Annotated in this window: 27 protein-coding genes; 15 read left to right on the forward strand and 12 right to left on the reverse strand. The window is 70.9% G+C overall.

The window, feature by feature from the left end; all coding sequences use genetic code 11:
* Positions 1–10: 10 nt before the first annotated feature.
* The 6 genes from DRV85_RS00730 to DRV85_RS00755 form a co-directional block, all read right to left on the reverse strand.
* A complete protein-coding gene (locus DRV85_RS00730; RefSeq protein ID WP_113287512.1) occupies positions 11–559 on the reverse strand; it encodes a hypothetical protein in 549 nt (182 codons plus the stop codon).
* Entirely contained in the window at positions 552–854 is a 303-nt protein-coding gene (locus tag DRV85_RS00735; RefSeq protein WP_199525732.1) for a type II toxin-antitoxin system MqsA family antitoxin, read from the reverse strand. The genes DRV85_RS00730 and DRV85_RS00735 overlap by 8 nt, the downstream gene beginning before the upstream one ends.
* Entirely contained in the window at positions 841–1,809 is a 969-nt protein-coding gene (locus DRV85_RS00740) for an alpha-ketoacid dehydrogenase subunit beta (protein ID WP_113287514.1), read from the reverse strand. The genes DRV85_RS00735 and DRV85_RS00740 overlap by 14 nt, the downstream gene beginning before the upstream one ends.
* 30 nt (positions 1,810–1,839) lie before the next feature.
* Positions 1,840–3,051 (reverse strand): thiamine pyrophosphate-dependent dehydrogenase E1 component subunit alpha, encoded by a 1,212-nt coding sequence (locus DRV85_RS00745; protein WP_113287515.1) that lies wholly within the window; start codon positions 3,049–3,051, stop codon positions 1,840–1,842.
* A gap of 124 nt (positions 3,052–3,175) precedes the next feature.
* Positions 3,176–3,964, reverse strand: a complete 789-nt coding sequence (locus tag DRV85_RS00750; protein WP_113287516.1) for a Crp/Fnr family transcriptional regulator — start codon at positions 3,962–3,964, stop codon at positions 3,176–3,178.
* Positions 3,898–4,362: a host attachment protein gene (locus DRV85_RS00755; protein ID WP_158540088.1), complete on the reverse strand. Its 465-nt coding sequence runs from the start codon at positions 4,360–4,362 to the stop codon at positions 3,898–3,900. Before DRV85_RS00755 ends, DRV85_RS00750 begins: the two co-directional genes overlap by 67 nt.
* Before the next feature lie 296 nt (positions 4,363–4,658).
* Between DRV85_RS00755 and DRV85_RS00760 the strand changes: the two genes are divergently transcribed.
* The 4 genes from DRV85_RS00760 to DRV85_RS00775 all read left to right on the forward strand — a co-directional run bounded on the left by DRV85_RS00760 (position 4,659) and on the right by DRV85_RS00775 (position 7,996).
* A complete protein-coding gene (locus DRV85_RS00760) occupies positions 4,659–5,348 on the forward strand; it encodes a Crp/Fnr family transcriptional regulator (RefSeq protein ID WP_158540089.1) in 690 nt (229 codons plus the stop codon).
* Between the two features lie 74 nt (positions 5,349–5,422).
* Entirely contained in the window at positions 5,423–7,186 is a 1,764-nt protein-coding gene (acsA, locus tag DRV85_RS00765; protein WP_113287519.1) for an acetate--CoA ligase, read from the forward strand.
* The gene (locus DRV85_RS00770) at positions 7,183–7,428 is read left to right on the forward strand and encodes a phosphopantetheine-binding protein (protein WP_113287520.1); all 246 of its coding nucleotides are present in this window, start codon (positions 7,183–7,185) and stop codon (positions 7,426–7,428) included. The genes acsA and DRV85_RS00770 overlap by 4 nt, the downstream gene beginning before the upstream one ends.
* A 94-nt stretch (positions 7,429–7,522) precedes the next feature.
* Positions 7,523–7,996, forward strand: a complete 474-nt coding sequence (locus DRV85_RS00775) for a DUF427 domain-containing protein (protein WP_199525734.1) — start codon at positions 7,523–7,525, stop codon at positions 7,994–7,996.
* A 45-nt stretch (positions 7,997–8,041) separates the two neighbouring features.
* Here DRV85_RS00775 and DRV85_RS00780 read toward each other — a convergent pair whose 3' ends face one another.
* Positions 8,042–8,689: a GntR family transcriptional regulator gene (locus tag DRV85_RS00780; protein WP_113287522.1), complete on the reverse strand. Its 648-nt coding sequence runs from the start codon at positions 8,687–8,689 to the stop codon at positions 8,042–8,044.
* Between the two features lie 120 nt (positions 8,690–8,809).
* On the opposite strand from DRV85_RS00780, the gene DRV85_RS00785 reads away from it, so the two are divergent.
* The 9 genes from DRV85_RS00785 (at position 8,810) to DRV85_RS00825 (ending at position 19,333) form a co-directional block, all read left to right on the forward strand.
* Positions 8,810–9,658 (forward strand): transporter substrate-binding domain-containing protein, encoded by an 849-nt coding sequence (locus tag DRV85_RS00785; protein WP_113287523.1) that lies wholly within the window; start codon positions 8,810–8,812, stop codon positions 9,656–9,658.
* 61 nt (positions 9,659–9,719) lie between these two features.
* On the forward strand, positions 9,720–10,385 hold the full coding sequence (gene ehuC / locus DRV85_RS00790; protein ID WP_113287524.1) for an ectoine/hydroxyectoine ABC transporter permease subunit EhuC: 666 nt from the start codon (positions 9,720–9,722) through the stop codon (positions 10,383–10,385).
* 1 nt (position 10,386) lies between these two features.
* Positions 10,387–11,055: an ectoine/hydroxyectoine ABC transporter permease subunit EhuD gene (ehuD, locus tag DRV85_RS00795; RefSeq protein ID WP_113287525.1), complete on the forward strand. Its 669-nt coding sequence runs from the start codon at positions 10,387–10,389 to the stop codon at positions 11,053–11,055.
* On the forward strand, positions 11,055–11,867 hold the full coding sequence (ehuA, locus tag DRV85_RS00800) for an ectoine/hydroxyectoine ABC transporter ATP-binding protein EhuA (RefSeq protein ID WP_113287526.1): 813 nt from the start codon (positions 11,055–11,057) through the stop codon (positions 11,865–11,867). The genes ehuD and ehuA overlap by 1 nt, the downstream gene beginning before the upstream one ends.
* Positions 11,864–12,871 carry a hydroxyectoine utilization dehydratase EutB gene (eutB, locus tag DRV85_RS00805; protein WP_113287527.1) on the forward strand — a complete coding sequence of 336 codons (1,008 nt, stop codon included), beginning with the start codon at positions 11,864–11,866 and terminating at the stop codon, positions 12,869–12,871. Before ehuA ends, eutB begins: the two co-directional genes overlap by 4 nt.
* Positions 12,872–13,049: 178 nt before the next feature.
* Positions 13,050–14,183 (forward strand): metallophosphoesterase family protein, encoded by a 1,134-nt coding sequence (locus DRV85_RS00810; RefSeq protein WP_113287528.1) that lies wholly within the window; start codon positions 13,050–13,052, stop codon positions 14,181–14,183.
* Positions 14,180–16,792 carry an AAA family ATPase gene (locus DRV85_RS00815; RefSeq protein ID WP_113287529.1) on the forward strand — a complete coding sequence of 871 codons (2,613 nt, stop codon included), beginning with the start codon at positions 14,180–14,182 and terminating at the stop codon, positions 16,790–16,792. Before DRV85_RS00810 ends, DRV85_RS00815 begins: the two co-directional genes overlap by 4 nt.
* Before the next feature lie 64 nt (positions 16,793–16,856).
* Positions 16,857–17,855 carry a helix-turn-helix transcriptional regulator gene (locus DRV85_RS00820; protein WP_113287530.1) on the forward strand — a complete coding sequence of 333 codons (999 nt, stop codon included), beginning with the start codon at positions 16,857–16,859 and terminating at the stop codon, positions 17,853–17,855.
* A gap of 284 nt (positions 17,856–18,139) precedes the next feature.
* The gene (locus DRV85_RS00825; RefSeq protein ID WP_113287531.1) at positions 18,140–19,333 is read left to right on the forward strand and encodes a thiolase family protein; all 1,194 of its coding nucleotides are present in this window, start codon (positions 18,140–18,142) and stop codon (positions 19,331–19,333) included.
* Positions 19,334–19,354: 21 nt separating this feature from the next.
* Here DRV85_RS00825 and DRV85_RS00830 read toward each other — a convergent pair whose 3' ends face one another.
* Complete coding sequence (locus DRV85_RS00830; RefSeq protein ID WP_113287532.1) at positions 19,355–20,266, reverse strand: patatin-like phospholipase family protein; 912 nt, start codon at positions 20,264–20,266, stop codon at positions 19,355–19,357.
* Between the two features lie 79 nt (positions 20,267–20,345).
* Here DRV85_RS00830 and DRV85_RS00835 point away from each other — a divergent pair, with 79 nt between their 5' ends.
* Entirely contained in the window at positions 20,346–20,558 is a 213-nt protein-coding gene (locus tag DRV85_RS00835; protein WP_113287533.1) for a YgaP family membrane protein, read from the forward strand.
* A 106-nt stretch (positions 20,559–20,664) separates the two neighbouring features.
* Here DRV85_RS00835 and uvrA read toward each other — a convergent pair whose 3' ends face one another.
* The gene (gene uvrA / locus DRV85_RS00840) at positions 20,665–23,529 is read right to left on the reverse strand and encodes an excinuclease ABC subunit UvrA (RefSeq protein WP_113287534.1); all 2,865 of its coding nucleotides are present in this window, start codon (positions 23,527–23,529) and stop codon (positions 20,665–20,667) included.
* 157 nt (positions 23,530–23,686) lie between these two features.
* Between uvrA and DRV85_RS00845 the strand changes: the two genes are divergently transcribed.
* Positions 23,687–24,625: a glucokinase gene (locus DRV85_RS00845; protein WP_113287535.1), complete on the forward strand. Its 939-nt coding sequence runs from the start codon at positions 23,687–23,689 to the stop codon at positions 24,623–24,625.
* 73 nt (positions 24,626–24,698) lie between these two features.
* Here DRV85_RS00845 and DRV85_RS00850 read toward each other — a convergent pair whose 3' ends face one another.
* The 3 genes from DRV85_RS00850 to DRV85_RS00860 all read right to left on the reverse strand — a co-directional run bounded on the left by DRV85_RS00850 (position 24,699) and on the right by DRV85_RS00860 (position 26,644).
* Positions 24,699–25,157 (reverse strand): Lrp/AsnC family transcriptional regulator, encoded by a 459-nt coding sequence (locus tag DRV85_RS00850; RefSeq protein WP_113287536.1) that lies wholly within the window; start codon positions 25,155–25,157, stop codon positions 24,699–24,701.
* Positions 25,158–25,226: 69 nt separating this feature from the next.
* Positions 25,227–25,778: a hypothetical protein gene (locus DRV85_RS00855; RefSeq protein WP_113287537.1), complete on the reverse strand. Its 552-nt coding sequence runs from the start codon at positions 25,776–25,778 to the stop codon at positions 25,227–25,229.
* A gap of 77 nt (positions 25,779–25,855) precedes the next feature.
* Positions 25,856–26,644 carry an FAD binding domain-containing protein gene (locus tag DRV85_RS00860; protein WP_113287538.1) on the reverse strand — a complete coding sequence of 263 codons (789 nt, stop codon included), beginning with the start codon at positions 26,642–26,644 and terminating at the stop codon, positions 25,856–25,858.
* Positions 26,645–26,671 lie beyond the last annotated feature (27 nt).

Genomic DNA, 26,671 nt, shown 5'->3' on the forward strand with positions numbered 1-26,671 from the left:
CTCCCGTCGCTCAGAACCGCAGTTCGGGCGGCACGTCCTGCATCTTCATCGGCATGTTGATCGCCGAGTAGGCCGCGAAGGTGGCCCGCTCGGTCTCGTTCATCGGGATCTCGAGGTGGAACGGCGCCTTGAAGGTGCTCAGCCACCCGGCCTCGTCGCGGTCGTGCATCAGGTAGCCCGAGAACATGGAGTGGCAGAACTGGCACTGCTGCACCGCGAGATCCTTGCCGTCGGGCGGCAGCGCGGACGCGCCGCCCGAGTCCGCGACCTCCGCCAGCACGTCCTCGCCCGCCGGCAGGTTGAGCGCGGCATAGGCCGCGAAGGTCTCGACCTGCGCCGCCTCCAGATCCGGCGCCTGCGCGCGCGTCCATTCGGCCCATCCATCGCGGTCGTGCTCGCGCCCGGCGATCTCGGCCAAGGCGTTCGCGTCGCCCCCGGCGAGCGAGGCGAGGATCTCGCGCCCGCCGGGCGGCATGAAGTCGAACGCGTCGCCCTGCGCGAGCGCCGCCCCGGCCAGGAGCAGCGCCCCGAGGAGCGCCGACGCCCTGCCCTCAGCCATCGCGCCGCGGCCCGAGGTCAGGCAGGCGGAACACCTCGACCGCCATTTCACTTGCTGCGCGGCCGGGGGGGAACCCCGTGCCGCGCAGCATGTCGAGACGCATCGCCGTCTCGTCGTCGTAGAAACGCTCGCCGCAGCCACGGCAGACGAGCGCGGGGACATCTTCCACGACGACAAGACGCTCCTCCTCCCAGAGCGCGAGTTGGACGCGGCTCGCCTCGAGCGCAGCCGCACCGCAGAGCTCGCAGCCGATGGTCTCGGTCTCGTCCTGCACCAGAGCCTCAGAGGAGCGCACGGGCGGCCTCCACGACATTCTCGGGGCCCGGGCGCATCCAGAGGAACATCTCGGGCGAGGCCGGCGGCGGCGCATCGGGGAAGGCCACGCGCTTGACCTTGACGCCGTCGACGTTCTCCACCGCGCGGGCGATCACCTCGGCGCCCGGGCAGAGGGTGTAGTAGGACTGATCCACCGTCAGCAGCCGCTTGGTCTTGGCGACGGAATTCACGATGGTCTCGGTGTCCATCTGGTTGAGCGCGCGCAGGTCGATGACCTCGACGCTCGCCCCCTCGCCGGTGAGCGTCTCGGCGGCCTCGAGCACGCCCGGCATGCCGGCGCCGGAGCTCACGATGGTCAGGTCGCTGCCCTCCATCCGCACCGCGGCCTTGTCGAGCGGCACCTCGTAGGCCTCGTCCGGCACCTCCTCGGTGAGCGTGCGCAGGCCCGCGGGGTAGAGATAGACCACCGGGTCCGGGGAGCGGATCGCCGCGTGCATCATCCCCTTCGCGTCATAAGGCGTGGAGGGGATCACCGTGCGCACGCCGGGGATATGCATGTAGTAGCTGTCCTCCTCGTAGCAGGAGTGCTGCTGCGCGAAGCCCGGCGTCTGGCCCGTCATCTCGATGATCCAGACCACCGGCACCGAGGCCCGGCCGCCGGTCTTGTGCCGCAGCTTGCTGGCCACGTTCTGGATCACCTCGAAGGGCATGCAGGCGCCCTGATAGGGAATGTAGGTGGCCGCCTTGGAACCCGCGAGGCCCGCGCCGACCACGGCCGAGGCCATCCAGTTCTCGTCGATGCCGGTGTTGACCACGCGCTTGCGGCCGAACTCCGTCTCGAGGTTGATCACCGGCTTGCCGGGGTTGGAGGCCACCGGCGGGGTGAGCTCGAAGATCCAGGTCATCGCCGGGTCTTCGCGCATCTCGTGCTGGACGGCCTCCAGCACCGAATACATCCAGCTTTTCTGTGCCATGTCTCTATCCTCTCGATCAGGCGCCGTGCGTCAGCCGAACTGGCGCGCGGGCACGGTGCCCTCGGCGAAGACGTGCTTGAGGCCGTCCTCCGGGTTGCAGAGCGGCTGCGAGAGCCCCCACTCGAAGGCCTCGGCAATCTCGGCCTTGACCTCCTCCTCGATCTCGGCGGCGCGCGCGGAGTCCACCACGCCCCAGTCGACGAGGATCTTGCGCGCGATGTCCACGGGGTCGCGCTGCATCCAGGCGCGCAGCTCCTTCTCGGGCCGGAAGTGGGTGATCGCCAGCGGGTCGTAGCCGAAGGCGCCGAGCTCGCCGGCCTTCGCCCCGGGCGCGCCCCAGTGGTTGTAGTAACGGTAGGTCTTGGCCTCGATGAAGGTCGGCCCTCCGCCCCCGCGGGCACGGTCCACCGCCTCGCGCGCGGCGTTGTAGACCTCGACCACGTTCTGCCCGTCCACCGTGACCGCCGGGATGCCGTAGGCCGCGGCGGCCGAGGCGATGTCCTCGTGCGGGCAGGAGAGCGAATAGTGCGCGTACTGGTGATAGAGGTTGTTCTCGCAGACGTAGATCAGCGGCAGGTCGAGCAGCTTCGCGTTGTTGAGCGTCGAATGGAAATGCGGCGCGGCGTAGTTGCCGTCGCCCGCAAAGACCACCGCCACCTGATCCGAGCCGCGCGCGCGGAAGGCGAAGGCCGAGCCGGAGGCCACCACCGGCGCGGGGCCGATCATGCCGTCGGCGCCGGCGAAGCCCACGTCCGGGTCGGCGATATGCATCTCGGCGGCGTAGCCGCCGTTCATGCCGGTGGCGCGGAAGTCCATCTCGGCCACCATACTGGGGATGTCCACGCCCTTGGCGATCGCGTGCCCGGAGGGCCGGTGCGACGAATAGACGAGGTCGAGCTGGTCGCGCGGGCCGGAGTTGCGCAGGTTCGCGCAGACGCCGGTCGCCACCGCCTCCTGCCCCGCGTAGAAATGGTTATAGCCCCGGTAGTCGGGGTTGGTGAGCATCTGGTCGGCCTGCGTCCGCTCGTGCCACCGGATGCGCAGGATGGTGCGATACATCTCGACGAGCTTCTCGTCGCTCAGATCGCCTGCCGGATAGGGCAGTTCGGTCAGCGCCCTGGCGCTTCGGCCCACAGAGACCGCCGCGCCGGTCGCGGCGGCGAGCTGCAGAAACCCGCGGCGCGAGGGGGACGCAAGTTGGTCCTCCGTCTCCCGCGGCGGAGTCGTCACGTCACGTTCCATGGATCTCCTCCCGGTCTCACGCGGCTGCCCGCGCGGTCCTGCGACGGGCCCTCCTCGCCCGTCATTCACAGGATGCCCCGGGATTCGGCGCGCGACATTGACCGCGCGCATCGCCCGGGCCGGGTCATGCGGCGTGCCCCGGAATCTCCGTCGTGTCGAGCCGCGCGAGGTCGGCCAGGCGCGCGAGGTTCGCGATCCGGTAGCGGCCCTGCCCCAGGTTCTGGAGCTCGCCCTGCGCGGCCAGCGCCGTCATGGTCCGGCTCACGGTCTCGACCGCCGTATCCGTCAGATCCGCCCAGTCGCGCCGGGGCAGGACCACCTCGACGATCACGCTTCCGTCGGGCCGAAGGTCCGCCGGCATCGAGGCGGTCGCCCTGACGAGAAAGGCGATGATGCGCTCGCGGCTCGTGAGGCGCCCGCGCAGCCAGATCTGCTCCTGCACGCGCAGGAGCTGATCCGCCAGCCCGCGCAGAACCTGCCGGCGCAGGGCAGGCGCGGCGCGCATCCCCTGCTCGAGCCCCGCGCCATCGGCGAGGCAGACTTCGGCGTCCGTCGCGCTCTCCACCGTGTAGTCGATCCGGTGCCCCGGCAGACCGCCCAGCAGGTCGCCGGGCACCGCGAAATCGAGCCCCATGCGCCGGCCATCCGCGTTCAGCCTGACAATGCGCATGTAACCCGATCGGAGGATCCCGAGCTGGCGGGGGCGGTCACCCTGATGGAACAGGACGGTATCCGCCGGCAGCACGCGCTGGCGGAGCCTTGGCAGGGCGGCGAGGTGACACGCCGACCCGGCGCCGAGCGAGCAGCCGCTGCACGGCCCCCCGTGAATGAAGGTCCGATCCGTCATCATGCTCTCCCGTGGTTGGTCGCCGGCAGTCCGGCCTCGGCGGCCGCGATCTCGTCGCGGACGCATCTGCGCAGAGCGATGTCCGAAAGCGCCGTCAGATCGCGCTCTCCGGTGAGGAACACGGCAGCCCGCAACGGCGCCGACATTGCAGCCAGAATCGAATACAGCACCGCGCGGGGGCCCCAGACCGCGACACGATCGAAGTCTCCGGCGAGACGGTGGACATCGAGCAGATGCGCGATCTCATCGGCGAAGTCGCGCAGGTCCGAGGCCATCGCGCCGGTCTCGGCGCGGCTGGGCGGATGCGCCGAGGCCTCGCTCAGATGCGCGGCCAGTCTCGCGGAGCGCGCCCGATGCACCAATTCGCCGGGCGGCGGCCCGTTCGTGTCCGGCGCTTCCAGACCCCGCAGGATCCGCGCGGTGGCACGATTCGCGACGATCGCCCATGTCGGCGCGCCCGGCATCCCCATGCTCCTCCCGCCATTGAGGCAGACACCCGGACCCAAGCGATGCCGATTCCCGACGTCGCGTCATTGACAATTCACAACGATCGCGGAGAATATTCATGCGGACAGATGTATTTTTCCGTCGGCGTCCGGGTGGTTTGAGTGTGCCTGCGTACCAGGTAGGGCGCCCATGAGACTCCCGGCTTTGGGAGGTTACTGTTTTGACTGCCAAGTCTGGCTCCAGCACGGGCCGGAGCGCGAATGCGCCCTGCCCCCTGGCGGAGATGCCGCCATTTCGGGTGTTGCCTGCGGAGTTGCTCGACAAGCTTTCGGCGATTTCCCGCCGCCGTAACCTCGAACGGAACGCGACGCTGATCGACATAGGCAAGTCGGCCAATGTCGTGGGCTGCGTGATGAAGGGCGTGCTGCGCATGTCCAAGACGCTCGTGGACGGTCAGCAGCAGATCGTCGGCCTGCTCGTGGCCGGCGACATCTTCGGCCGCGTCTTCGACGGCGATTTCCCCTTCTCGATCGAAGCGGCCACCGATTGCGAAATCTGCCTCTTCCCCAAGGCCGAGTTCGAGGCCTTGATGGAACACTGGCCCGAGCTCGAAAAGCTCGTGATCCTGGGGCTGCTCAACGAACTCGACAGCGCGCGAGAGTGGCTGGGGCTGGTGGCCAATCACCGCACCGTCGAGAAGGTCGCGGGCTTTCTTGTCTTCCTGCACCGCCGCTGGGCCTTTCTCGCGGAAGAAGAGGAGCAGCCCGGCGGCACGCTCATCGACCTGCCGATCAAGCGGCAGGATCTCGCGCTCTTCCTGGGCACCCGGCCCGAGGCGGTCAGCCGCGCGTTCCACGCGCTGCACGACAAGGGGCATATCCGGATCGTCACGCCCTATCGTTTTCTCATCGTCGATTTCGAAGCGCTCGACCGCATTTCCGGCCAGAGCGTCAGCCAGCTGGACGTTCATCGGGCGCTCGCATCCGGCGAAGGCCCGCGCTGAGACAGGCCGCCGTTGCACGCCGTCAATGACCATGGCCCGAGGGCCGGTCCACCCTGCGGTCGCGGGAGGGGACCATGGATTTCGAGACGATACGCAAGACGGATGAAGAACGGCAGGCGGCGCAGCTGTCCGAAGCCGCGCGCGAGAGCTTCACCTGGGAGCAGGCGGGCGAGATGCTCGACGGGCTGCCGGAGGGCGGACTCAACATCGCGCACGAGGCGGTGGACCGGCACGCCGCAGGCGCGGCGCGCGATCGCGTGGCCCTGCGCTGGCTCGGGCGGGACGGTGCGCGGCGCGATCTCACCTACGGCGATCTGGCGCAGGAGACCGCGCGTTTCGCCGGCGTCCTGCGCCGCCACGGGGTCGCGCCGGGCGCGCGGCTCTACCTGCTGGCCGGGCGCGTGCCGGAGCTCTACGTCGCCGCGCTCGGCGCGCTGAAGGCCGGGCTCACGGTCACCCCGCTCTTCGCCGCCTTCGGCCCGGAGCCGATCCGCATGCGGATGGAGATCGGCGAGGCCGACGTTCTGGTGACGACCGCCGCGCTCTATCGCCGCAAGGTGGCGGACTGGCGCGCAGAGATCCCCTCGCTCAAGACCGTGATCGTGGTGGACGACGACGCGCCAGAGGGGTGCCTGTCCTGGACGGCGGAGATGGCCGCGGCCGAGCCCGTGGAGGGCTGCGCGCTCACCGACCCCGAGGATGTGGCGCTGATCCATTTCACCTCCGGCACCACGGGACGGCCCAAGGGTGTGCTGCATGTTCATCAGGCCGTGGTCGCCCATGCGGTCACCGGGCGCTACGCGCTGGAGCTGGTCCCCGGCGTCACCTACTGGTGCACGGCCGACCCCGGCTGGGTCACGGGCACCTCCTACGGGCTGATCTCGCCGCTGGTGAACGGCGCCACGATGATCGTGGACGAGGCGGAGTTCGACACCGAGCGCTGGCTCGACATCCTCGCCGGCGAGAAGATCGAGGTCTGGTACACCGCGCCCACCGCGATCCGCCGGCTGATGCGCGCAGGCCCCGAAGCGGTGGAGGGGCGCAGCTTTCCGCAGCTGCGTCACATCGCCAGCGTCGGCGAGCCGCTCAACCCCGAGGGCGTGGTCTGGGGACAGAAGGTCTTCGGCATGCCCTTCCACGACACCTGGTGGCAGACCGAGACCGGCGCGATCATGATCGCCAACACCGCGGCGATGGACATCCGCCCGGGGTCCATGGGCCGGCCGATGCCGGGGATCGAGGCGGGCGTGGTGGACCGCCAGGACGACGGCAGCCTGCGCCCCTGCGCTGCGGGCGAGCCGGGCGAGCTGGCGCTGCGGCCGGGGTGGCCCTCGATGATGCGCGGCTACCTGGGCGAGGAGGCGCGCTATCGCAAGGCCTTCGCGGACGGCTGGTATCTGTCGGGCGACCTCGCGATCCGCGACGCGGACGGCTACTTCTGGTTCGTCGGCCGCGCCGACGATCTGATCAAGTCCGCCGGCCACCTGATCGGCCCCTTCGAGGTGGAGAGCGCGCTGATCGAGCATCCGGCCGTCGCCGAGGCGGCGGTGATCGGCCTGCCGGACGAAACCGCCGGCGAGATCGTCCAGGCCTATGTCGCGCTCAATCCCGGCCATTCGCCCTCTGCCGAGCTGGAGCGCGACATCCGCGGCCACGCGCGCAAGCGCCTGGGGCCGGCCGTCGCCCCGCGCGAGATCGTCTTCCGCGACAGCCTGCCCAAGACGCGCTCGGGCAAGATCATGCGGCGGCTGCTCAAGGCCCGCGAGCTGGGCCTGCCCGAGGGCGACACCTCGACGCTCGAGACCGAAGACACCCCAGCAAGGAGCCCCGCCCCATGACCCGAGACGAGCTGCAGAGCCTCTTCATCGAGGAGTTGACCCGCATCGCCCCCGATCTGGAGGCGGGCTCGGTCGGCGCGGAGGACCACCTGCAGGACGACCTCGATCTCGACTCCATGGACATCGTGGGTCTCGTCGCGTCGCTGCACAAGCGGCTGGGCGTCGAGATACCGGAGGCGGACTACCGCGAGCTCGAGACGCCCTCGAAGGCCGCGGACTATCTCGCCCGCCGGCTGGCCTGACGCTCGATCCGGCGACGGCCCCTCCTTGCCGCCGAGTGCTGCCACGCGCACCAAGGGCATGGCCGGCGCCGTCGCGCGGCCTACCTTGCCCGGCATGAACGACCTGCCCGAAGAGAACGTCCACGACTATCCCCGCCCGCCCGCGCTCGAGCCCGTGCCGCAGCGTCTGCTGGTGCGCCTGGGCGGCGAGGTGGCGGCCGAGACCACCCGCGGCTTCCGCGTGCTCGAGACGCATCACGCGCCGACCTACTACATCCCGCGCGCCGACGTGCGCGCCGAACTCCGGCCCGCGCGCGGACGCAGCCTTTGCGAGTGGAAGGGACAGGCGCGCTATTTCGACGTGATCTGCGGCGGCGTCACGGCGCCGCGCGCGGCCTGGAGCTACGAGGCGCCGACGCCCGCCTTCGGCGCCATCGCCGGGCACGTCGCCGTCTACGCGGGCCTGATGGAGGCCTGTTTCGTCGGCGACGCGCGGGTTCTGCCGCAGCCCGGCGATTTCTACGGCGGCTGGGTGACGCCGAACCTGGAGGGCACGCCCAAGGGCGCGCCCGGCACCCGCCACTGGTAGAGCGCGCGGGCAAGCGCAGTTGTGCACATCCCCCGTGGCGCGCCGTCAGGACACCTGGCGCGGGGCCTCGGACGACCGGAGCCTGAGCCGTTCGGCGCTCGCGGCGAGGTGAAGCCAGCGCACATGGCCAACCGCCTCGAGATCGCCACGCTCCAGCGCCGCGATCACCTCGCCCAGCTCCTGTCGGAAGTGCGCGAGTTCGTCGGCCAGATCCAGCCGCGCGCTGGCATGCACCCAGAGCCGCGCTGTCATGTAGTAGAGCCGCCGCGCGACCTCGCGGAAGGGCCGGTTTTCGGTCAGGCCCAGCATCGCCTCGAAATAGCGGGCGTTGAGCCGGGCGAAGCCTGCTGCATCCGCGACCTTGTCCGTATCGCCCAGAATCGCTTGCAGTTCCGGCAGGATCCCGCCGATCCCGGTGCCGGGAGTCAGGCGAGCGACCACCATCGTCAGCTCCTGTCGCAGCTCCAGCGTCTGCATGAGCGTGGGCAGGTCGATCTCGGTGACCATGGAGCCGACGCCGCGGCGGACATCGACCAGCCCCTCGGCCTCGAGCCTTGCCAGAACCGAGCGAATCGGCGTGCGGCTGACGCCGAACTCTGCGGCCAGCTCGACCTCGCCCAGCCGCGTGCCGGGCGGATAGTCAAGCCAGCAGATCCGGTCGCGCAGAACCTCGTAGATCGCATGCGTGCGCATCTCGCCTCCTCATGGCGCCGGGCCGTCGCGGCGAAACCGCTTGACTCTGCCGTTCACGGCCCGGTGATGTATACATGTCGCGGGAGGGACCACACGACCATCCAGCACGGAGGAGACACCATGCGACGCACCATCCTCAAGCTCGCCGTTTCGGCGGCCGCGCTTTTCGCCGTTTCGCCGATCGCCGCGGCGGCCGGGCCGCTCATGGACCGGATCGAGGCGGGCGAGTCCATCCGCATCGGCTTCGCCAACGAGGTGCCCTGGGCCTATCCCGGCGAGGGCAACCAGCCGCTGGGCTTCGTCAACGCCTTCGCGCTCGGCGTGCTCGAGAACATGGGATACGACAACATCGAGCCCGTGGTGACCGACTGGGGCGGTCTGATTCCCGGGCTGAAGGCCAACCGCTTCGACATCATCACCGGCGGCATGTACATCCTCGAGAGCCGCTGCGAGAACGTGGCCTTCTCGGATCCGATGGGGGTCTTCGGCGACGCCTTCATCGTGGCCGAGGGCAACCCGATGGACATCCAGAACTACCAGGACATCCTCGAGAAGGACGCCACCCTCGTCACCGGCGCGGGCTTCAACATCGTCGAGGTCGCCAAGGACGAGGGCATCCCCGAGAGCAACATCATGACGGTGCCGGGGCCCACCGAGATCCTGGCCGCGGTGCGCGCGGGCCGCGCGGACGCGGGCGGCGTGACCTATTTCACCGCGCGCAACCTCGCCGAGCAGTCGGACGGCGCAGTCAGCGTGACGGATCCCGGCCAGATGCCCGAGGATACGCTCAACTGGGTGGGCATCGCCTTCCGCCCCTCGGATCAGGACTTCCTCGAGCAGTTCAACGCGGCGATGAACGACTATCTCGGCTCGGAGGAGATGCTGGCCGCGGTCGAGGAATACGGCTACACCGAGGCCCAGTTGCCCGGCGACGACGTGACCACCGAGTGGGTCTGCGAGAACCGCTGATCGCGGCACCTGCGGCCGGCGGGCCCCTGCCGGCCGGCCGCGCGCGCCGCCGGGACAGGGCATGAGCTACACGGAATTCCTCGCCGAACACGGGCCACGGCTACTCGACGGCACGCTCGTCACGGCGGCGCAGTTCTTCCTCGCCACGGCGCTGGCCATCGCCGTGGCGCTGGTCATGGGGCTGATGAAGCTCTCGGACAACTGGCTCCTCAAGGGCGTGTCGGTCGTCTACATCGAGATCTTCCGGGGCACCTCGCTGCTGGTGCAGCTCTACTGGATCTTCTTCGTGCTGCCGCTCTTCGGCGTGACGCTCGAGAAGTTCACCGCCGGCTTCGTCGCCGTGGGCATGAACCTCGGCGCCTACGGGGCCGAGCTGGTGCGCGGCGGCATACTCGCCGTGCCGAAGGGCCAGTGGGAGGCCGCCTATTCGCTGTCGATGTCGCCCGCGCGACGCATGTGGCGGATCATCCTGCCGCAGGCGCTGCTCAACATGCTGCCCGCCTGGGGCAACCTGCTGATCGAACTGCTCAAGGGCACGGCGCTCGTCGCGCTGATCTCGGTCGCGGACCTGATGTTCGAGGCGCGCCAGGTCAACAGCGCCACCTACCTCTCCGCGCAGACCTTCGGCACCGCGCTCATCATCTACTACGTCTTCTCGCGCTTCCTGATCACGCCCTTCATGCGCTGGCTGGAGCTCGTGATGCGGCGCAAGATGGGGAGGGCCTGAGATGTTCGACTGGGACTGGGCCTTCACGCTGGAGATCCTGCCGCGGCTGCTGGAGGCCACGCTCAACACGCTGATCGCGGCCGGCGCGGGCTACGTCATCGCGGTCTTTCTGGGCCTCGCCTTCGCGCTCGCGCAGCGCACGCCCTTCCGCGCGCTCACCCTGGGCGTGCGCGAGGCCGTGGAGTTCATCCGCTCCACGCCGCTGGTGCTGCAGATCTTCTTCGTCTTCTTCGTGGGCCCGCAGTTCGGCGTGACGCTTTCCCCCTGGACGGCAGGCATGATCGCCATCGGGCTGCACTACTCGGCCTATCTCTCCGAGGTCTATCGCGGCGGGATCGAGAGCGTGCCCAAGGGGCAATGGGAGGCCGCGGCGGCGCTGTCCCTCTCGACCCGCGACACCTATTTCCGCATCATCATCCCGCAGGCGCTCCCGCCCTCGCTGGCGGGCATGGGCAACTACCTCGTGGGCATCTTCAAGGACACGCCGATGCTCAGCGTGATCGGCGTGGCCGAGCTCATGCACACCGCCAACGCGATCGGGTCGGAGAACTACCGCTATCTGGAGCCCTACACGATGGTCGGCATCATCTTCCTGTGCATCTCGCTTCCGGCGGCGGCGATGGTCCGCAGCTTCGAGGCCTGGGTGCGGCGCAAGCTGGGGCTGAGCTGATGGAGGATCTGTCGCGCTTTCCCCTCCGGCTCGAGGGGCCGGACGCGCCGATGGTGCGCTTCGACCACGTCACCAAGCGCTACGGCGATCTGGTGGTGCTCGAGGACTTCTGCCTCGACGTGGCCGAGGGCGAGATGGTCACCGTGATCGGCCCCTCCGGCTCGGGCAAGACAACCGTGCTGCGCATCCTGATGCTCGAACGCATCCAGGAGGGCGTGATCTACGTCGACGGGGCGCCGATCTCGCACATGGAAAAGAAGGGGCGGCTGGTGCCCGCCTCCGAGCGCTACCTGCGCCGCGCGCGCGAACCGATCGGCATGTGCTTTCAGCATTTCAACCTCTTTCCGCACATGACCGCGATCCAGAACTGCATGGAGGGGCCCGTGCAGGTGCTCGGCCTGTCCAGGCAGGACGCGCGCGAGCGCGCGGAGGAGCTGCTCGAGATGGTCGGCATGATCGAAAAGAAGGACGAGCACCCCTCCCGCCTCTCCGGCGGCCAGCAACAGCGCGTCGCCATCGCCCGCGCGCTGGCGATGCGGCCGAAGGTCATGCTCTTCGACGAGGTGACGTCGGCGCTCGACCCGGAGGTGATCGGCGAGGTGACGGAGGTGATCCGCAAGCTCGTCCATGAACATCGGCTCACGATGCTGATGGTTACCCACCAGATGGGCTTCGCCGCCGACATCTCCGACCGCGTCTGCTTCTTCTACGGCGGCCGGATCGAGGAACAGGGAACGCCGGAGGAGCTCTTCGGCAATCCGCAGAAGGAGCGCACGCAGCAATTCCTCTCGGCGGTGAAGTCGGCGGGATGACCGTGACGCTGGCCGATATCCTCGAGGCGCGGCGCGCGATCCGGGGCGTGGCGGACGGCACGCCGCTCGTCCCCTCGCCCTTCATGTCCGACCGCGCGGGCCAGGATTTCCTGCTCAAGCTCGAGAACATGCAGCCCATCGGCGCCTTCAAGCTGCGCGGCGCGCTCAACGCCATCGCGCGGCTGCCGGAGGGCACGGCGGGCGTCACCTGCTGCTCGACCGGAAACCACGGCAGAGGCGTGGCTTACGGTGCGCGGGCGCGCGGCATGCGGGCGGTGATCTGCATGTCCGAACTCGTCCCGCAGGCCAAGGTGGACGGCATCCGCGCGCTGGGCGCCGAGGTGCGCATCACCGGCCGCAGCCAGGACGCGGCGCTGGCCGAGAGCCGGCGCCTGGCGGCCGAGGAAGGGCTCGCGGAGATCTCGCCCTTCGACGACCCGGCAGTGATCGCGGGACAGGGCACCATCGGGCTCGAGATGCTCGAGGCGCGGCCCGACATCCGCACGATCCTCGTGCCGCTGTCGGGCGGCGGGCTGGCCGCGGGCGTCGCGGTCGCGGCCAAGGCGATCGATCCCGCGATCCGCGTCGTCGGCATCTCGATGGACCGGGGCGCGGCGATGTATCACTCGATCCGCGCGGGCCGCCCTGTCGAAGTCGAGGAGGTCGAAAGCCTGGCCGATTCCCTGGGCGGCGGCATCGGGCTCGGGAACCGCCTCTCCTTCCCGCTCTGCCGCGACCTGCTGGACGAGACGCTCCTCGTCACCGAGGAGGAGATCTATCGCGGCATGCAGGCGCTTTACTGGGAGGACCGGATCGTGGCCGAGGGCGCCTGCGTCGTGGGCCTCGCCGCCGTGCTGTCGGGTCGCCTGCCGACCCTCGACGGGCCCGTGGCCACCATCGTCACCGGGCGGAACCTGGACATGGAGGTCTTCACCCGCGTGGTGACGGGACAGGACGTGACCCTGGGCGCGCGCGTGGTGAAAGCAAGGCCCTGGCGCGCTTGACATGCCGGCACGGCCCGGACTTGACGCGGGACCCCATGTTCGCAATACGTTCCATCATGCGGACCGCGACCGTTTCTCAGATGCCCTCCATGCGACAGCTTCTGTCACCCCCTGGCGCCAGGATGAGGCGACAACGCGTGCCGCGCCGGCACCGATAAGTCGCAAGTCAGGGGACCGAATGACCGCCTTCCGTTTCATCCATACATCCGATCTCCACCTCGGCCGCCGCTACGCCAACCTGCCCGACACGCCGGACGGCAACCTGCGCGGCCGGCTGATGGAGGCGCGCCATGCCGCGATTTCCCGTCTCGCCGAGGCCGCGCGCGCCCACGGCGCCGCCGACATCCTGCTCGCCGGCGATACCTTCGACAGCGCGACGCCCTCCCACCCGGTCCTGCGCCAGGCGCTCGCGGCGATGGGCGAGCACCACGATCTGCGCTGGTGGCTGCTGCCGGGCAACCACGACAACCTGCGCGAGGCCGAGCCGCTCTGGGACACGATCGGCAGGGATGCGCCGGGCAACGTTCACGCGCTCGTCGATGCGGCGCCGGTCGATCTGACGCCGGAGGCCACCCTCCTGCCCTGCCCCGTCGCTTACCGCTCCGGCGGCACGGACCCCACCGAGGCGCTCGCGACCATGCCCAGCGGGACCGGCGCGCTGCGCATCGGCCTCGCGCATGGCGGCGTTACGGACTTCGACGACACCGGCGCGACCATCCCGCCCGACCGCGACCGCAGCGCGCGGCTCGACTATCTCGCGCTGGGCGACTGGCACGGGCGGCTCGCGGTCGGCCCGCGGGTGCACTACTCGGGAAGCCCCGAGCAGGACCGCTTCCGCCACGACCGGCGCGGCGTCTGCCTCGCGGTCAGCCTCGCCGGGCCGGGCGCGCCGCCCGAGGTCGCCGAGATCGAGACCGGCACCTTCCTCTGGGCGCGCGAGTCGCTGCGCCTGACACCCGGGCAGGATGCCGCCGCGGCGCTGGAGGCGCTGCTGCCTGCGAGCGGACGCCGCGAGATCCTGCTGGCGATCGAGGCGATCGGTCGGGCCAGCCTCGCCGCCCAGACCGAGCTCGGCCGCGCGGCCGAGCGCGTGGGGCCCGAATTCGCGCTCTTCCGGCTGACCACCGAGGCGCTGGCGACCGACTTCGAGGCGGCGGATCTCGACGATATCGACCGCGCGGGCGCGCTGCGCCTTGCCGCCGACCGCCTGCGCGACGAGGCCGCCGACGAGGAGCTGCCGCCAGAGCAGCGCGAGATCGCCGCACAGGCGCTCGCCCGTCTCTACGCCATCGTGAAGGAGGGCCGGGGATGAAACTGCGCAGCATCCGGCTCGAGAACGTCCGCCGCTTCACCGATCCCGTGCGCCTCGACGGCATCGGCGACGGGCTCAACGTGCTCTCGGAGCCCAACGAGCACGGCAAGTCCACGCTTTTCGACGCGCTTCAGGCGCTCTTCTTCCGCGCCCACGGCTCCAAGGCCGAGGAGCTGCGCGCCCTGCGCCCGCACGCCGGGGGCGCGCCGGAAATCAGCGTCGATATCGAGATCGACGAGGGCCGCTTCACGCTGTCGAAACGTTGGTTTTCCAAGCCTTTCGCGCGCGTCGAGCAGGGCGACCGCCTGGTCGCGCAGGCGGACGCCGCCGAGGATTGGATCGCCCGGCTGATGGGGGGCGAGGGTGGCGGGCCCGCGGGGCTGCTGTGGGTGCGCCAGGGGCTGACCGGCCTCGCAGAAGGCACGCGCAAGGAACAGGAGGCCGCCCTGGCGGCCCGGCGCGACCTGCTGTCCTCCGTTACCGAGGAAGTGGAGGCCATGACCGGCGGCCGACGGATGGACGCGGCGCTCGCGCGCTGCGCAGACGAGCTGGAGATCTACTGCACCGCCGGCGGCAAGCCGAAGAAGGGCGGGCCGTGGAAGTCCGCCGAGGACCGCGTGGCGGAGCTCGCAGCGGAGGAGGCCGAGCTGCGCGCGACCGCCCGCGCGCTGCAGGACGCGCTCGAAGCGCGCCGGCGCAAGCGCCGGGAACTCGCCGAGATCGAGGATCCAGACAATGCAGCCGAGCGGGCGGCGCGGCTCGAGCAGGCGCAGGCGGCGCACGCCGCGGCCGAGCGCCACGCCGAGCGGGTCGAGACGGCCGAACGCAAGCTGCAGGCCGCCCGTCTAGAGGTCCGGGAACTCGCCGCGCGTCTCGAGACCCTGCGCGCCGCGCTGGCGGAACGCGCCGCGGCGGCCGAGGCGGCGCAGGCGGCCGCGCGCAAGCAGGCCGAGGCCCGCGAGGCCGCCGCCGGCGCCGAGGCGGAGCTTGACGCGGCCCGAAAGGCGCTCTCGCAGGCGGGCGAGGCCTTCGCCACGGCCGAGGCCGCGCATGTCGCGGCGCAACGCCGGCAGACCGCGCGCGACGGCGCGCGGCGCCGGGCCGATCTCGAAGCCCGTCTCGAGCGGGCCGAAGCGGCCCGCGAGGCGCTGGAGACGGCCCAGGCCGCCGCGCGGCACGGCCCCGACGCCGCGGCGCTGCGCGACCTCGAGGCGCTCGATTCGGCGTTGCGCACGGCGCGCGCGCTGCGCGCGCAGACGGCCCCGCAACTCGTCATGGCCTATGCGCCCGGCGCCGACGGCAGCGTCACCCACGCCGGCACGGCCCTGCCCGACGGCGTCCAGGTGCCGATCCCCGACGGCGCGGAGCTCTCGCTGCGCGGCCTCGGCACCTTGACGGTCCGGCCGGGGGCCGGCCCGCGGGAGTCCGACAGCGTCGAGGCCGCCGAGCAGGCGCTTTCGGAGGCCCTGCGCGATGCAGGGCTCGCCTCGATGCAGGAGGCCCGCGCGCAGGCCGCCGCGCGCGCCGAGGCGGAGCGCCGGGCGGGCGAGGCGCGCGCAAGGCTCGAGACCGCCGCGCCGGAAGGGCTCGAGCCGCTCCGCGCCGCCCTCGCTGCCATTCCCGAAGCGCCGGCGGAGGCCGAGGCGGAGGCCCCGGACCTCTGCGAGACCGAACAGGTGCTGGCGACCGCGCGGGCCGAGCGGGCCACGGCCGAAAGCCGACGCGACGCGGCCGAGGCCGCCGCCTCGGAGGCGCGCAGCCGCCGCGCCAGCGCCGAAGCCGTGGCCGAGGCCGCGGCCGAACGGGCCGAGCGCGCCGAGGCCGCGCTGGCCCGGCTCGAGGAGCGGGACGAGGCCGCCCTGTCCGAACGCTTCGCCAGGGCGCGCGACGCCCTCGAGGCGGCGGAGGCGGTGCACGCGCAGAGCGTCCGCGAAGCCCCCGATCTGGCCGCGGCCGAGGCGGCGCTCGCCCGCGCCCGCGCCGTCGTCGACACGGCACGCGAGACGGTCGCCCGTCTGCGGCCTGAGATCGCCGCGCTCGACGAGCGCATCGCGCATGGCTCCGGCGAAGCGGTGGAGGAACGGCTCGCCGAGACGGTCGAGCGGCGCGAGGCGGCCGAGGCCGACCTGGCCCGCATCCAGCGCGAGGTGGCCGCGCTGCAGCGCCTCAAGCAGGCGCTGGAGGACGCGCAGGCCGAGGCGCGCGACCGCTATTTCGCGCCGGTCGCCGCCGAGCTGCGGCCGTTGCTGAACCTGCTCTGGCCGGAGGCCGAACTCGTCTGGGGGCAGGACACGCTGCTGCCCACGGCGCTGGTCCGCGCAGGCCAGGAAGAGCCGATCGAGATCCTCTCGGGCGGCACGCAGGAACAGGTCGCGCTTCTGGTGCGGCTCGCCTTCGCGCGGCTGCTCGCGAAAGAGGGACGCCACGCGCCGCTGATCCTCGACGATGCGCTGGTCTTCACCGACGACGACCGGATCGAGCGGATGTTCGACGCGCTGCACCGCCAGGCGGGCGATCTTCAGGTTCTCGTGCTGACCTGCCGGCAGCGCGCCTTCCGCGATCTCGGCGGCCGGGTACTGCGGCTCGAGCGCCCCGACGAAGCGGCGTGACTCTCGCAAGGCCCGCGCGAATCGTGCTCTCCTTCCGCCGGAGACCATCCGCAGGGAGGGGGGCGTGAGCTTCCGGAAGGCCACCGATCTGCTTCGCCTCGCGGAGATGGCCGGCGCGCGCTACGGCGGTGTCTCGCTCGACGAGATCGCGGAGACCTTCGAGGTGGACCGGCGCACGGCGCAGCGCATGACCCGCGCGCTCGAGGACACCTTCCGCGGCGTGCGCACGCGGACCGACGCGGAGCGGCGCAAGCGCTGGAAGCTCGACCCGACAGAGGCGCGGATGATCTTCGCGCAGGGGCTGCGGGAGGCGGAGCTCACGGCGCTCGAGATGTCGATCCGCCGGGCCGAGCGCGACGGCGCGGCGCGCGACGCCGAGGCGCTCGCGCGGCTGCGCGACCGTCTGCTCGCCGCGATGCCCGGGCCGCACGCCCGGCGCGTCGAGGCCGATGCCGAGGCCCTGCTCGAGGCGCAGGGCTTCGCCTCGCGGCCCGGGCCGCGCGTTCGGGTGCGCAGCGACCTGCTCGGCGTGATCGCCGAGGCGCTGAAGGCACCGCAGCGGCTGACGCTGACCTATGCCGGCGCGCGCGACGCCGTCCCCCGCGAACGCCTCGTCGAGCCCTACGGGCTGCTCCTCGGCACCCGGCGCTACCTCGTCGGGCGCGAGACGGGGGGCGACGGGCGGATGCGGCACTATCGCCTCGACCGGATCGGCGCTGCGCGGCTGGAGCCGGGCGCCTTCCCCCGCGATCCCGACTTCGACCTCGCCGGGCATGCGGCGCGCGCCTTCGGCTCCTTCCATGCCGAGGCGGAATACGGCGAGGTCGTCTGGCGCTTCGCCCCGCGCGCGGCCGAGGTGGCACGCGAGTTCCTCTTTCACCCCGACCAGGAGATGACCGAGGAGCCCGACGGGTCGCTCACGCTGCGCTTTCGGGCGTCAGGGCACCTCGAGATGGCCTGGCACCTCTATCAGTGGGGCGACGCGGTAGAGGTGGTGGCGCCCGAGGCGCTGCGGCGGATGGTCGAGGGGCACCGGCGCGGCGACTTTCCCGCCCTGCCCTGAGCCCTGCCACCGCAGGAATTACCTGAGAAGCGCGCCGCGCACGGAGTGGATCTCCCCGTGCCGCGTCGACGCGGCCACGGAGGGCATCCGCTCCGGAGAACAGCCCGGCGTGTGCGGGCCGTTGTCGTCAGGAAGGCCTCGGGAACCGACGCGCGCGTCCCCGCGCGGCAAAGGGGATCAGCAGGCGTGGCGCCGGAATGTCAGCCGGCATCGCGCGGCGGAAGCGGATTGTCCCGGCCGCGCCGGTCGGGCATGACTGCGCCGGTCCGCAACAGGAGAGCGCCATGCCCGCATTCATTCCCTACAAGGCCTACTGGAGCACCCCTTTCGCCCGCTGGCAGGGCAGCCTCGCGCATCTCCACGCCTTAGAGCTCGCCCGGATCGCCGCCGAGCGGGCGCTCGCGCGCATCGGCGTGGACCCGGCCGAGCTGGACGCGGGCGCGCTGGGCCTGACGGTGCCGCAGCACATGAGCTTCTACGGCTTTCCCTGGCTCGCCGGGACGCTGGGCGCCGAGCGGCTGGCCGGCCCCACGATCACCCAGGCCTGCGCCACCGGCACGCGGCTGCTGGCGCATGCCGCGGGCGAGGTCGCCGCGGGCGCGGGCGCCGTGCTGACGCTCGCGACCGACCGCGTGTCGAACGGCCCCCACGTCTATTACCCCGCGCCCGCCGGCCCCGGGGGCACGGGCAAGTCGGAGGACTGGGTGCTCGACAACTTCGGCCGCGATCCTTTCGCGAAGAACTCGATGCTGCAGACTGCCGAGAACGTCGCCGCGCGCCTCGGCATCCCGACCGAGGAACAGCACGCCCTCGTGCTGCGCCGCTACGAGCAATATGCCGACGCGCTGGCCGACGACCGGGCCTTCCAGAAGCGCTACATGGAGCTGCCCTTCGAAGCGCCTGCGGCCGCGGGGCGCGGCAAGATGGTGACGCTCGAGGGCGACGAGGGGGTGACGCCCACCTCGGAAGAAAAACTCGGCAAGCTCAAGCCGGTGCTGGAGGGCGGCACCGTCACCTTCGGCGGCCAGACCCACCCGGCCGACGGCGCCGCCGGCGCGATCGTGACCTCCGAGGCCCGCGCGCGGGAGCTGTCCGCCGACCCGGAGGTGAAGATCGAGCTGGTGAGCTTCGGACAGGCCCGCGAAGAGCCCGGCTACATGCCGGCCGCCCCCGTCCCGGCCGCGCGCCAGGCGCTCGAGCGCGCGGCACTGTCGATCGGCGACATCGCCGCGATCAAGAGCCACAACCCCTTCGTCGTCAACGACATCGCCTTCGCGCGCAGCTTCAACATCGACCCCTACACGCAGATGAACAACTACGGGTGCTCGCTCGTCTGGGGCCATCCGCAGGGGCCCACGGCGCTGCGGGGGATCATCGAACTGATCGAGGAACTGGTGCTGAAGGGCGGCGGCTACGGGCTCTTCCAGGGCTGCGCGGCCGGCGACACGGCGATGGCCTGCGTGGTCCGGGTCGGCTGACCGGCGTCCCCGGGCGGCGGCTCAGAGATCGGCGAGGAGCTGCTCGAGCGGTTCGCGGTGCTCCATCACGACGTCGCGGCCGGCCTCGATCGCCTCGGCCGCGCGGAACATCTCGATGAAGGTGATGTGCCGCAGGTCGAGCTCGAGGGCGAAATGCGGCGGGTCGCTGGCCGCGCGGGTCTTGCGCAGATACTCGGTGAGGATGTCGATGGCCGCCGAGACCACCTCGAAATAGTTGGGCGGCTCGGGCCTGGGCTCCCGCGTCGTCCAGAACTCGCGCAAGGCAGGCGGCAGCTGGGCGATCAGGCCGGCCTCTCCCAGCCGGTCGAAGAAGCCCTCCGAGGCGGCGTCCGGCGCCCAGATCCGTCCGTCGTCGCGCCCGTTGGGGTTGATCGCGATCGTGATATCGGCGCCGAGCGCGCGGCAGGCCGAGGAGGGCACCGGGTTGATCACGCCGCCGTCGAGCAGCCAGCGGCCCTCGACGTGATGCGGCGCGAAGAAGCCGGGGATCGCGATCGAGCCGCGCACCGCGTCGAGCAGCGAGCCGTCCTGCATCCAGACCTCGTGGCCGGTGCTCATGTCGGTCGCCACGGCGATGAAGGGGCGGTCGAGCTTCTCGAAACGGTCGGGCAGCCCCATCTCCTCGAGCGCCTCCATGATCGCGCGGCCGCGCACCAGCCCGCCCCCCGTGAGCCGCAGATCGAAATGCGCGAGAAAGGCCGCGCGCGTCATGTTCCGCGCGAACTCTTCCAGCGCGTCGAGCTTGCCGGCCGCCCAGGCCGCGCCCACCACGGCGCCCATCGAGCAGCCGGCGATCACGTCGGGCTCCACGCCGATCTCCTCGAGCGCGCGGATCGCGCCGATATGCGCCCAGCCCCGCGCGCCGCCCGAGCCGAGAGCCAGTCCAAGCTTGCGCTTCTGCCGTCCGCTCATGCCGCTCTTGCCTCTTGAAACCTTGAGTGCCGCTCCCAACTCCTAGCGCGTCGGAAACCTGATGCGAAGGAGGTGTGTCATGTTCGATACAAACATCGGCATGCTGGATCGCGTGCTGCGCGTGGTGATCGGCCTCGCGCTGATTTCCGGCTTCTGGCTGATGCCCGAGGCGGGCTGGCGCTGGGCCTTCTGGCTGGGCGCGATCCCGGCGCTGTCGGGTCTGCTGGGCTGGTGTCCGGCCTATCGCCTGCTCGGCTGGTCCACGCGCGACGACGGCAGCGCCCGTGCCTGAGGCCGACGCCGCACCGCGGGGGTTTCACACCCCCGCACCCCCGTGGGATATTTGACCCAAGAAGAAGGGACGGACGCTGCGGCGCCCGGGTTTCGCCAGACGGGCGCTACTCCGCCGCCACCTTGCGCGCGTCGAGCATCGGGCGGAGGTAGCGGCCGGTGTGGCTGCGTTCGACGCGGGCGATCTCTTCGGGCGTGCCCTCGGCGACGATCTCGCCGCCGCCGTCGCCCCCCTCGGGGCCGATGTCGATGATGTGGTCGGCGGTCTTGATGACGTCGAGGTTGTGCTCGATCACCACGACGGTGTTGCCGGCCTCCACAAGCGAGTGCAGCACTTCGAGGAGTTTCCTGACGTCCTCGAAATGCAGGCCGGTCGTCGGCTCGTCGAGGATGTAGAGGGTGCGGCCCGTCGCGCGCCTGGCCAGTTCGCGCGAGAGCTTGACGCGCTGCGCCTCGCCGCCCGAGAGGGTCGTGGCCTGCTGGCCGACCTTGATGTAGCCGAGCCCCACCTCGCAGAGCGCATCCATCTTCTCGCGGATGGCGGGCACCGCCTTGAAGAACGCCTGCGCGTCCTCGACGGTCATGTCGAGCACGTCGGCGATGGACTTGCCCTTGTATTTGATCTCCAGCGTCTCGCGGTTGTAGCGCGCGCCCTTGCAGGTTTCGCAGGTGACATAGACGTCGGGCAGGAAGTGCATCTCGATCTTGATGACCCCGTCGCCCTGGCAGGCCTCGCAGCGCCCGCCCTTCACGTTGAAGCTGAAGCGCCCCGGCTTGTAGCCGCGCGCCTTGGCCTCGGGCAGGCCGGCGAACCAGTCGCGGATGGGCGTGAAGGCGCCCGTGTAGGTGGCCGGGTTCGAGCGCGGCGTGCGCCCGATCGGGCGCTGGTCGATGTCGATGACCTTGTCGAGATGCTCCAGGCCCCGGATCGTCTCGCAGGGCGCCGGCACCTGCCGCGCCCCGTTGAGCTTCATCGAGGCGGTCTTGAAGAGCGTCTCGATGGTCAGCGTGGACTTGCCGCCGCCCGAGACGCCGGTGACGCAGACGAACTTGCCCAGTGGCAGGTCCACGGTGACGTCCTTGAGGTTGTTGCCGTGGGCGTTGACGACGGTGAGGGCCTTGCCGTTGCCCGCGCGGCGGACCGCCGGCACAGGGATCTCGCGGCTGCCCGAGAGATACTGCCCCGTCACCGAGGCCGGGTCGGCGGCGATCTCCTCGGGCGTGCCCTGCGCCACGATCCGCCCGCCGTGCACGCCCGCGCCGGGGCCGATGTCGAGCACGAAGTCGGCCTCGCGGATCGCCTCCTCGTCGTGCTCCACGACGATCACCGTGTTGCCCTGGTCGCGCAGGTTCTTGAGCGTGCCGAGCAGGCGGTCGTTGTCACGCTGGTGCAGGCCGATGGAGGGCTCGTCGAGCACGTAGAGCACGCCCGTCAGCCCCGAGCCGATCTGCGAGGCCAGCCGGATGCGCTGGCTCTCGCCGCCCGAGAGCGTGCCGGCGGCGCGCGAGAGGGTCAGGTATTCCAGCCCGACGTTGTTGAGGAACCCCAGCCGCTCGCGGATCTCCTTGAGGATGGCGCGGGCGATCTCGTTCTTCTGCTGGCTCAGGTGCTCGGGCACCGCCTCGATCCAGGCGTAGGCGTCGCGGATGGATTTCTGCACGACCTCGCCGATGTGCAGCCCGCCGATCTTCACCGCCAGCGCCTCGTCGCGCAGGCGGTGGCCGCCGCAGGCGTGGCAGGGCCGGTTGTTCTGGTAGCGCTCGAACTCCTCGCGCACCCAGGCGCTGTCGGTCTCGCGGTAGCGCCGCTGCATGTTGGGGATCACGCCCTCGAAGCTGCGGGTGACCTGATAGACGCGCCCGCCCTCGTCGTAGCGGAAGAGGATCTCGTCCTCGCCCGAGCCGTAGAGGAACACCTGCTGGACATGCGCCGGCAGATCCTTCCACCGCGCGTTGCGGTCGAACTCGTAGTGGCGGGCGAGCGACTCGATGGTCTGCGTGAAATAGGGCGACTTGCCCTTCCGCCAGGGCGCGATGGCGCCGTCGCCGATCCGCAGCGCCGCGTCGGGCACCACCAGCGCGGGATCGAAGAAAAGCTCGACCCCCAGCCCGCCGCAGGAGGGGCAGGCCCCGAAGGGCGCGTTGAAGGAAAACAGCCGCGGCTCGATCTCGGGGATGGTGAAGCCCGAGACCGGGCAGGCGAAATTCTCGGAGAAGGTGATGCGCTCGGGCTCGCCCTCGCCCTCGCGCGGGGCGGTCTCGAGCACGGCGATCCCGTTGGCGAGGTCAAGCGCGGTGCGGAAACTGTCGGCCAGCCGCGTCTCCATCCCCTCGCGCACCACGATGCGGTCCACGACAACGTCGATGTCGTGGCGGTATTTCTTGTCGAGCGTCGGCGGCTCGTCGAGCTCGTGGAAGGCGCCGTCCACCTTCACCCGCTGGAAGCCCTGCTTGCGGAGTTCCAGCATCTCCTTGCGGTACTCGCCCTTGCGGTCGCGCACGATGGGCGCGAGCAGGTAGGCGCGCGTGCCCTCCTCCATGCGCATCACGGCGTCCACCATGTCCTGCACCTGCTGCGCCTCGATGGGCTGGCCGGTGGCCGGGCTGTAGGGGGTGCCCGCGCGCGCGAAAAGCAGGCGGAGATAGTCGTAGATTTCGGTGACCGTGCCGACGGTGGAGCGCGGGTTCTTGCTGGTCGTCTTCTGCTCGATCGAGATCGCGGGACTGAGGCCCGCGATGTGGTCCACGTCGGGCTTTTCCATCATGTCGAGGAACTGCCGCGCGTAGGCCGAGAGCGATTCGACGTAGCGGCGCTGCCCCTCGGCATAGATCGTGTCGAAGGCGAGGCTCGACTTGCCCGAGCCCGACAGCCCGGTGATGACGACGAGCCTGTCGCGGGGGATGTCGACATCGACGCCCTTGAGATTGTGCTCGCGCGCACCGCGCACCTGGATGGACTTGAGCTCGGCCATCGGACACCCCCTGAACTGAAGACAGAGATAGTGGAGCGGAGGGCCTTCGCCAATCCAAAAATGTGAACGAAAGATGAACACTGCCTGTGGCGCGCCTGCGGCAGGCTTTGACCGCGGCGCTGCCGGCGGCTAGCGTCGCGCGAGGCGGGACAGGATCATGACAGACGGCTCGGACGCGCTCGCCCTCGTGGGCGATATCGGCGCCACCACGGCGCGGCTCGCGCTGGCGCGCGGCGGCATTCCGCTGCCGGGATCGGCCGCACGCTACCTCACCGCCGGCCACGACAGCGCGGAGGCGATGCTCGCGGACTACCTGCGCCACCTGGACGCGCGTCCCGGGATGGCCTGCCTCGCGGTGGCGGGCCCGCTGCGGGGGGAGACGGCTTGGATGCGCAACCGCGGCTGGGAGATCCAGGCGGAGGCGCTCGCGCGCGGGTTGGGGCTCGCGCGCGTCCGGCTGCTCAACGACCTGCAGGCGCAGGCGCTGGCGCTCGACCGGCTGAGCGAGGCGGCGCAGGATCCCCTGCTCGACGGGCGACCGCAGCCGGGCGCGGCGCGGCTGGTGATCGGGCTGGGCACCGGCGTGAACTGCGCCGCGGCCCATCCGCGCCCCGAGGCCTCCCTGCCGCTCGTGCCCCCGTCGGAGGCCGGCAACATGGGCCTGCCCGCGCATGACGCCGAGACGCTGCGACTCGCCGGGTGGCTGCGCGCGCATGTGGGCGCCGCCACGGTCGAAGAGGCGCTGTCCGGTCGCGGGCTCACGCAGCTCTGGGGATTCGCGGGCGGGCACGGCAGGCCCAGCCCGCAGGAGGTGCTGACCGCCTGCGCGGCCGGCGAAGCGCAGGCGCAGGCCGCGGTCGCGCTTCACGCGCGGCTGCTCGGGCAGTTCGCGCGGGATCTCGCCCTGGCGCATCTGGCGCTCGGCGGCGTCTGGCTCGCGGGCGGGCTCGCCCGCGCCGTGGCCCCGCATCTGCTGCGCAACGGCTTTGCGGACGCCTTCCGCGCCGATCCGCTGACCGAGACGATCCCCGTGCGGGTCATCGCCGACGACGCGGCGGCCGTGCTGGGCTGCGCGCAGCTCTGCGCCGCGCTCTAGATCTCGAGCGTGTTGTGGCGGATCGGAGTCACCAGCCCGTCGCCGAAACGTTTCCGCTTGAACGCAACACGCTCTAAAGAGGCAGCGTCGCGCTCCGCTTGACCTCGCGCAGCACGACGTTGGTGCGCGCGCTGGCCACGCCCGGGACGCGAAAGAGGAACTCCTCGAGAAAGCGGTTGTAGGCGTCGATGTCGGCGCAGAGCACGCGCAGGTGATAGTCGGCCTCGCCGGTGGTGGCGAAGCAGTCCATCACCTCCTCGCGCGACTTCATCGCCCGGATGAAGCGATCCAGCGTGTCCGGCTCGTGCCGGGTGAGCTGGACGTGCACGATGGCCTGGAAGGTCAGCCCGCAGGCGCGGGGGTCGGCCTCGGCGCGCCAGGCGCGGATCACGCCCTCGGACTCCAGCCGTTTCACCCGCCGCCAGGCGGCCGAGGGCGACATCCCCGCCACCTCGGCGAGCTCCGCCGTGGAAAGCCGGCTGTCGCGCTGCAGCGCGGCGAGCAGACGGATGTCCTGCGGCTCGAGTTGCATGTGGCCGTCCCCTTCCCCGCTCCGGGTCCGGAGGGAAGCCTAGGAAAAAGGGACGACGCCAGAAAGCCCCTACTCGCTCCAGTCGTGGACGTGCACGTCCCGTCCCGAGTGCCCCTGCATGATCTCGACGGCGCGGCGCTCCTTCTCCTTGTCCGCCACGCGGACCCAGAGCAGCAGGCCGCCGTGTCTGATCTGCTCTGCGTAATAGTCGCGGTGATGCTTGTGCACCCGTCGCGCGAGCAGCGCACCAAGCACGGCGGCCGGCCCGCCGCCGATGGCGATGGCGGCGATGGAGGCCGCGAGCGTGCTGGCCGGCATCAGCAGCGCCGCCATGGCGATGTAGGAGCCGAGAAAGAAGAAGCCGCCGGCGATGCCGCCCTCGAGTTCCCCGATCGCCTCCTCCTCGACGAAATGGGCGCGCGGCGCCTCGGGGTCGTCTTCCAGATCCTCGGCGTGCCAGAAGCGTTCGCCGAGCTTCGCCTCGAGAGCCTTCTGGCCGCCCAGCAGGCTGATGTCCCAGCGGCTGAACCCTGCGATCATCAGATCGTATATCGCAGCCTGCAACGCCTCGAAGCTGTCGAACACCCCGACGGCTTCGGGCACCTTGATGACGGTTGTCATGGACCCTCCTTGCGCTGACCGGGGCAAGGAGACGCGGCGGCGTGCCGCCGCGCATTGATCCGGCGCAAGCGGCGGGCTCAGCCCGCCGCCGCGACCGCCCGGCGGGTCATCACGCCCACCAGATGCGCGCGATACTCGGGCGAGCCGTGCAGATCGCCGATCATGCCCTCGGCGGGCACCGAAAGCCCCTGCACCGCGTCGGGCGAGAAGTTCGACGACAGCGCTTCCTCCGCCTCGGTCCAGCGGAAGACGCCCTCTTCCGAGGCGCCGGTCACGGCGACGCGCACCCCGTCCTCGAACTTCGCCACGAACACGCCCACGAGCGCGAAGCGCGAGGCCGGCTGCTCGAACTTCTGGTAGTTGGCGGCCTGCGGCACGGGAAAGCGCACCTCGGTGATGATCTCGCCCTCTTCGAGCGCGGTCATGAACATCCCCTCGAAGTAGTCGTCGGCGGCGATCTCCCGGGTGTTGGTGACGATCGTGGCGCCAGAGGCGAGCGCCGCCGCCGGGTAGCAGGCGGAGGGGTCGTTGTTGGCGAGGCTGCCGCCGATGGTGCCGCGGTTGCGCACCGCCGGGTCGCCGATGTTGGCGGCAAGCGCGGCCAGCGCGGGATACTCCGGCACGCCGGCCGCCACCTCGGCGTGCGTCGTGCCGCCGCCGATGCAGACCCGGCCCTGATCGTCGCGGCAGATGCCGCGGATCTCCTCGACGCCCTTCAGGCTCACGAGTTTCGAGGGGCTGGCCAGCCGCTGCTTCAGCGTGGGAATCAGGGTCTGCCCGCCCCCCAGCGCCATCGCCTCTTCCGGCTGCAGCGCCTCCACCGCCTCGTTCAGGCTCTTCGGGCGCACGAAATCGAATGCATACATCTTTCCGGTCCTCCCAAGGGCGGCGCC

This window comes from Rhodosalinus halophilus, assembly GCF_003298775.1.
Classification (GTDB): Bacteria; Pseudomonadota; Alphaproteobacteria; order Rhodobacterales; family Rhodobacteraceae; genus Rhodosalinus; species Rhodosalinus halophilus.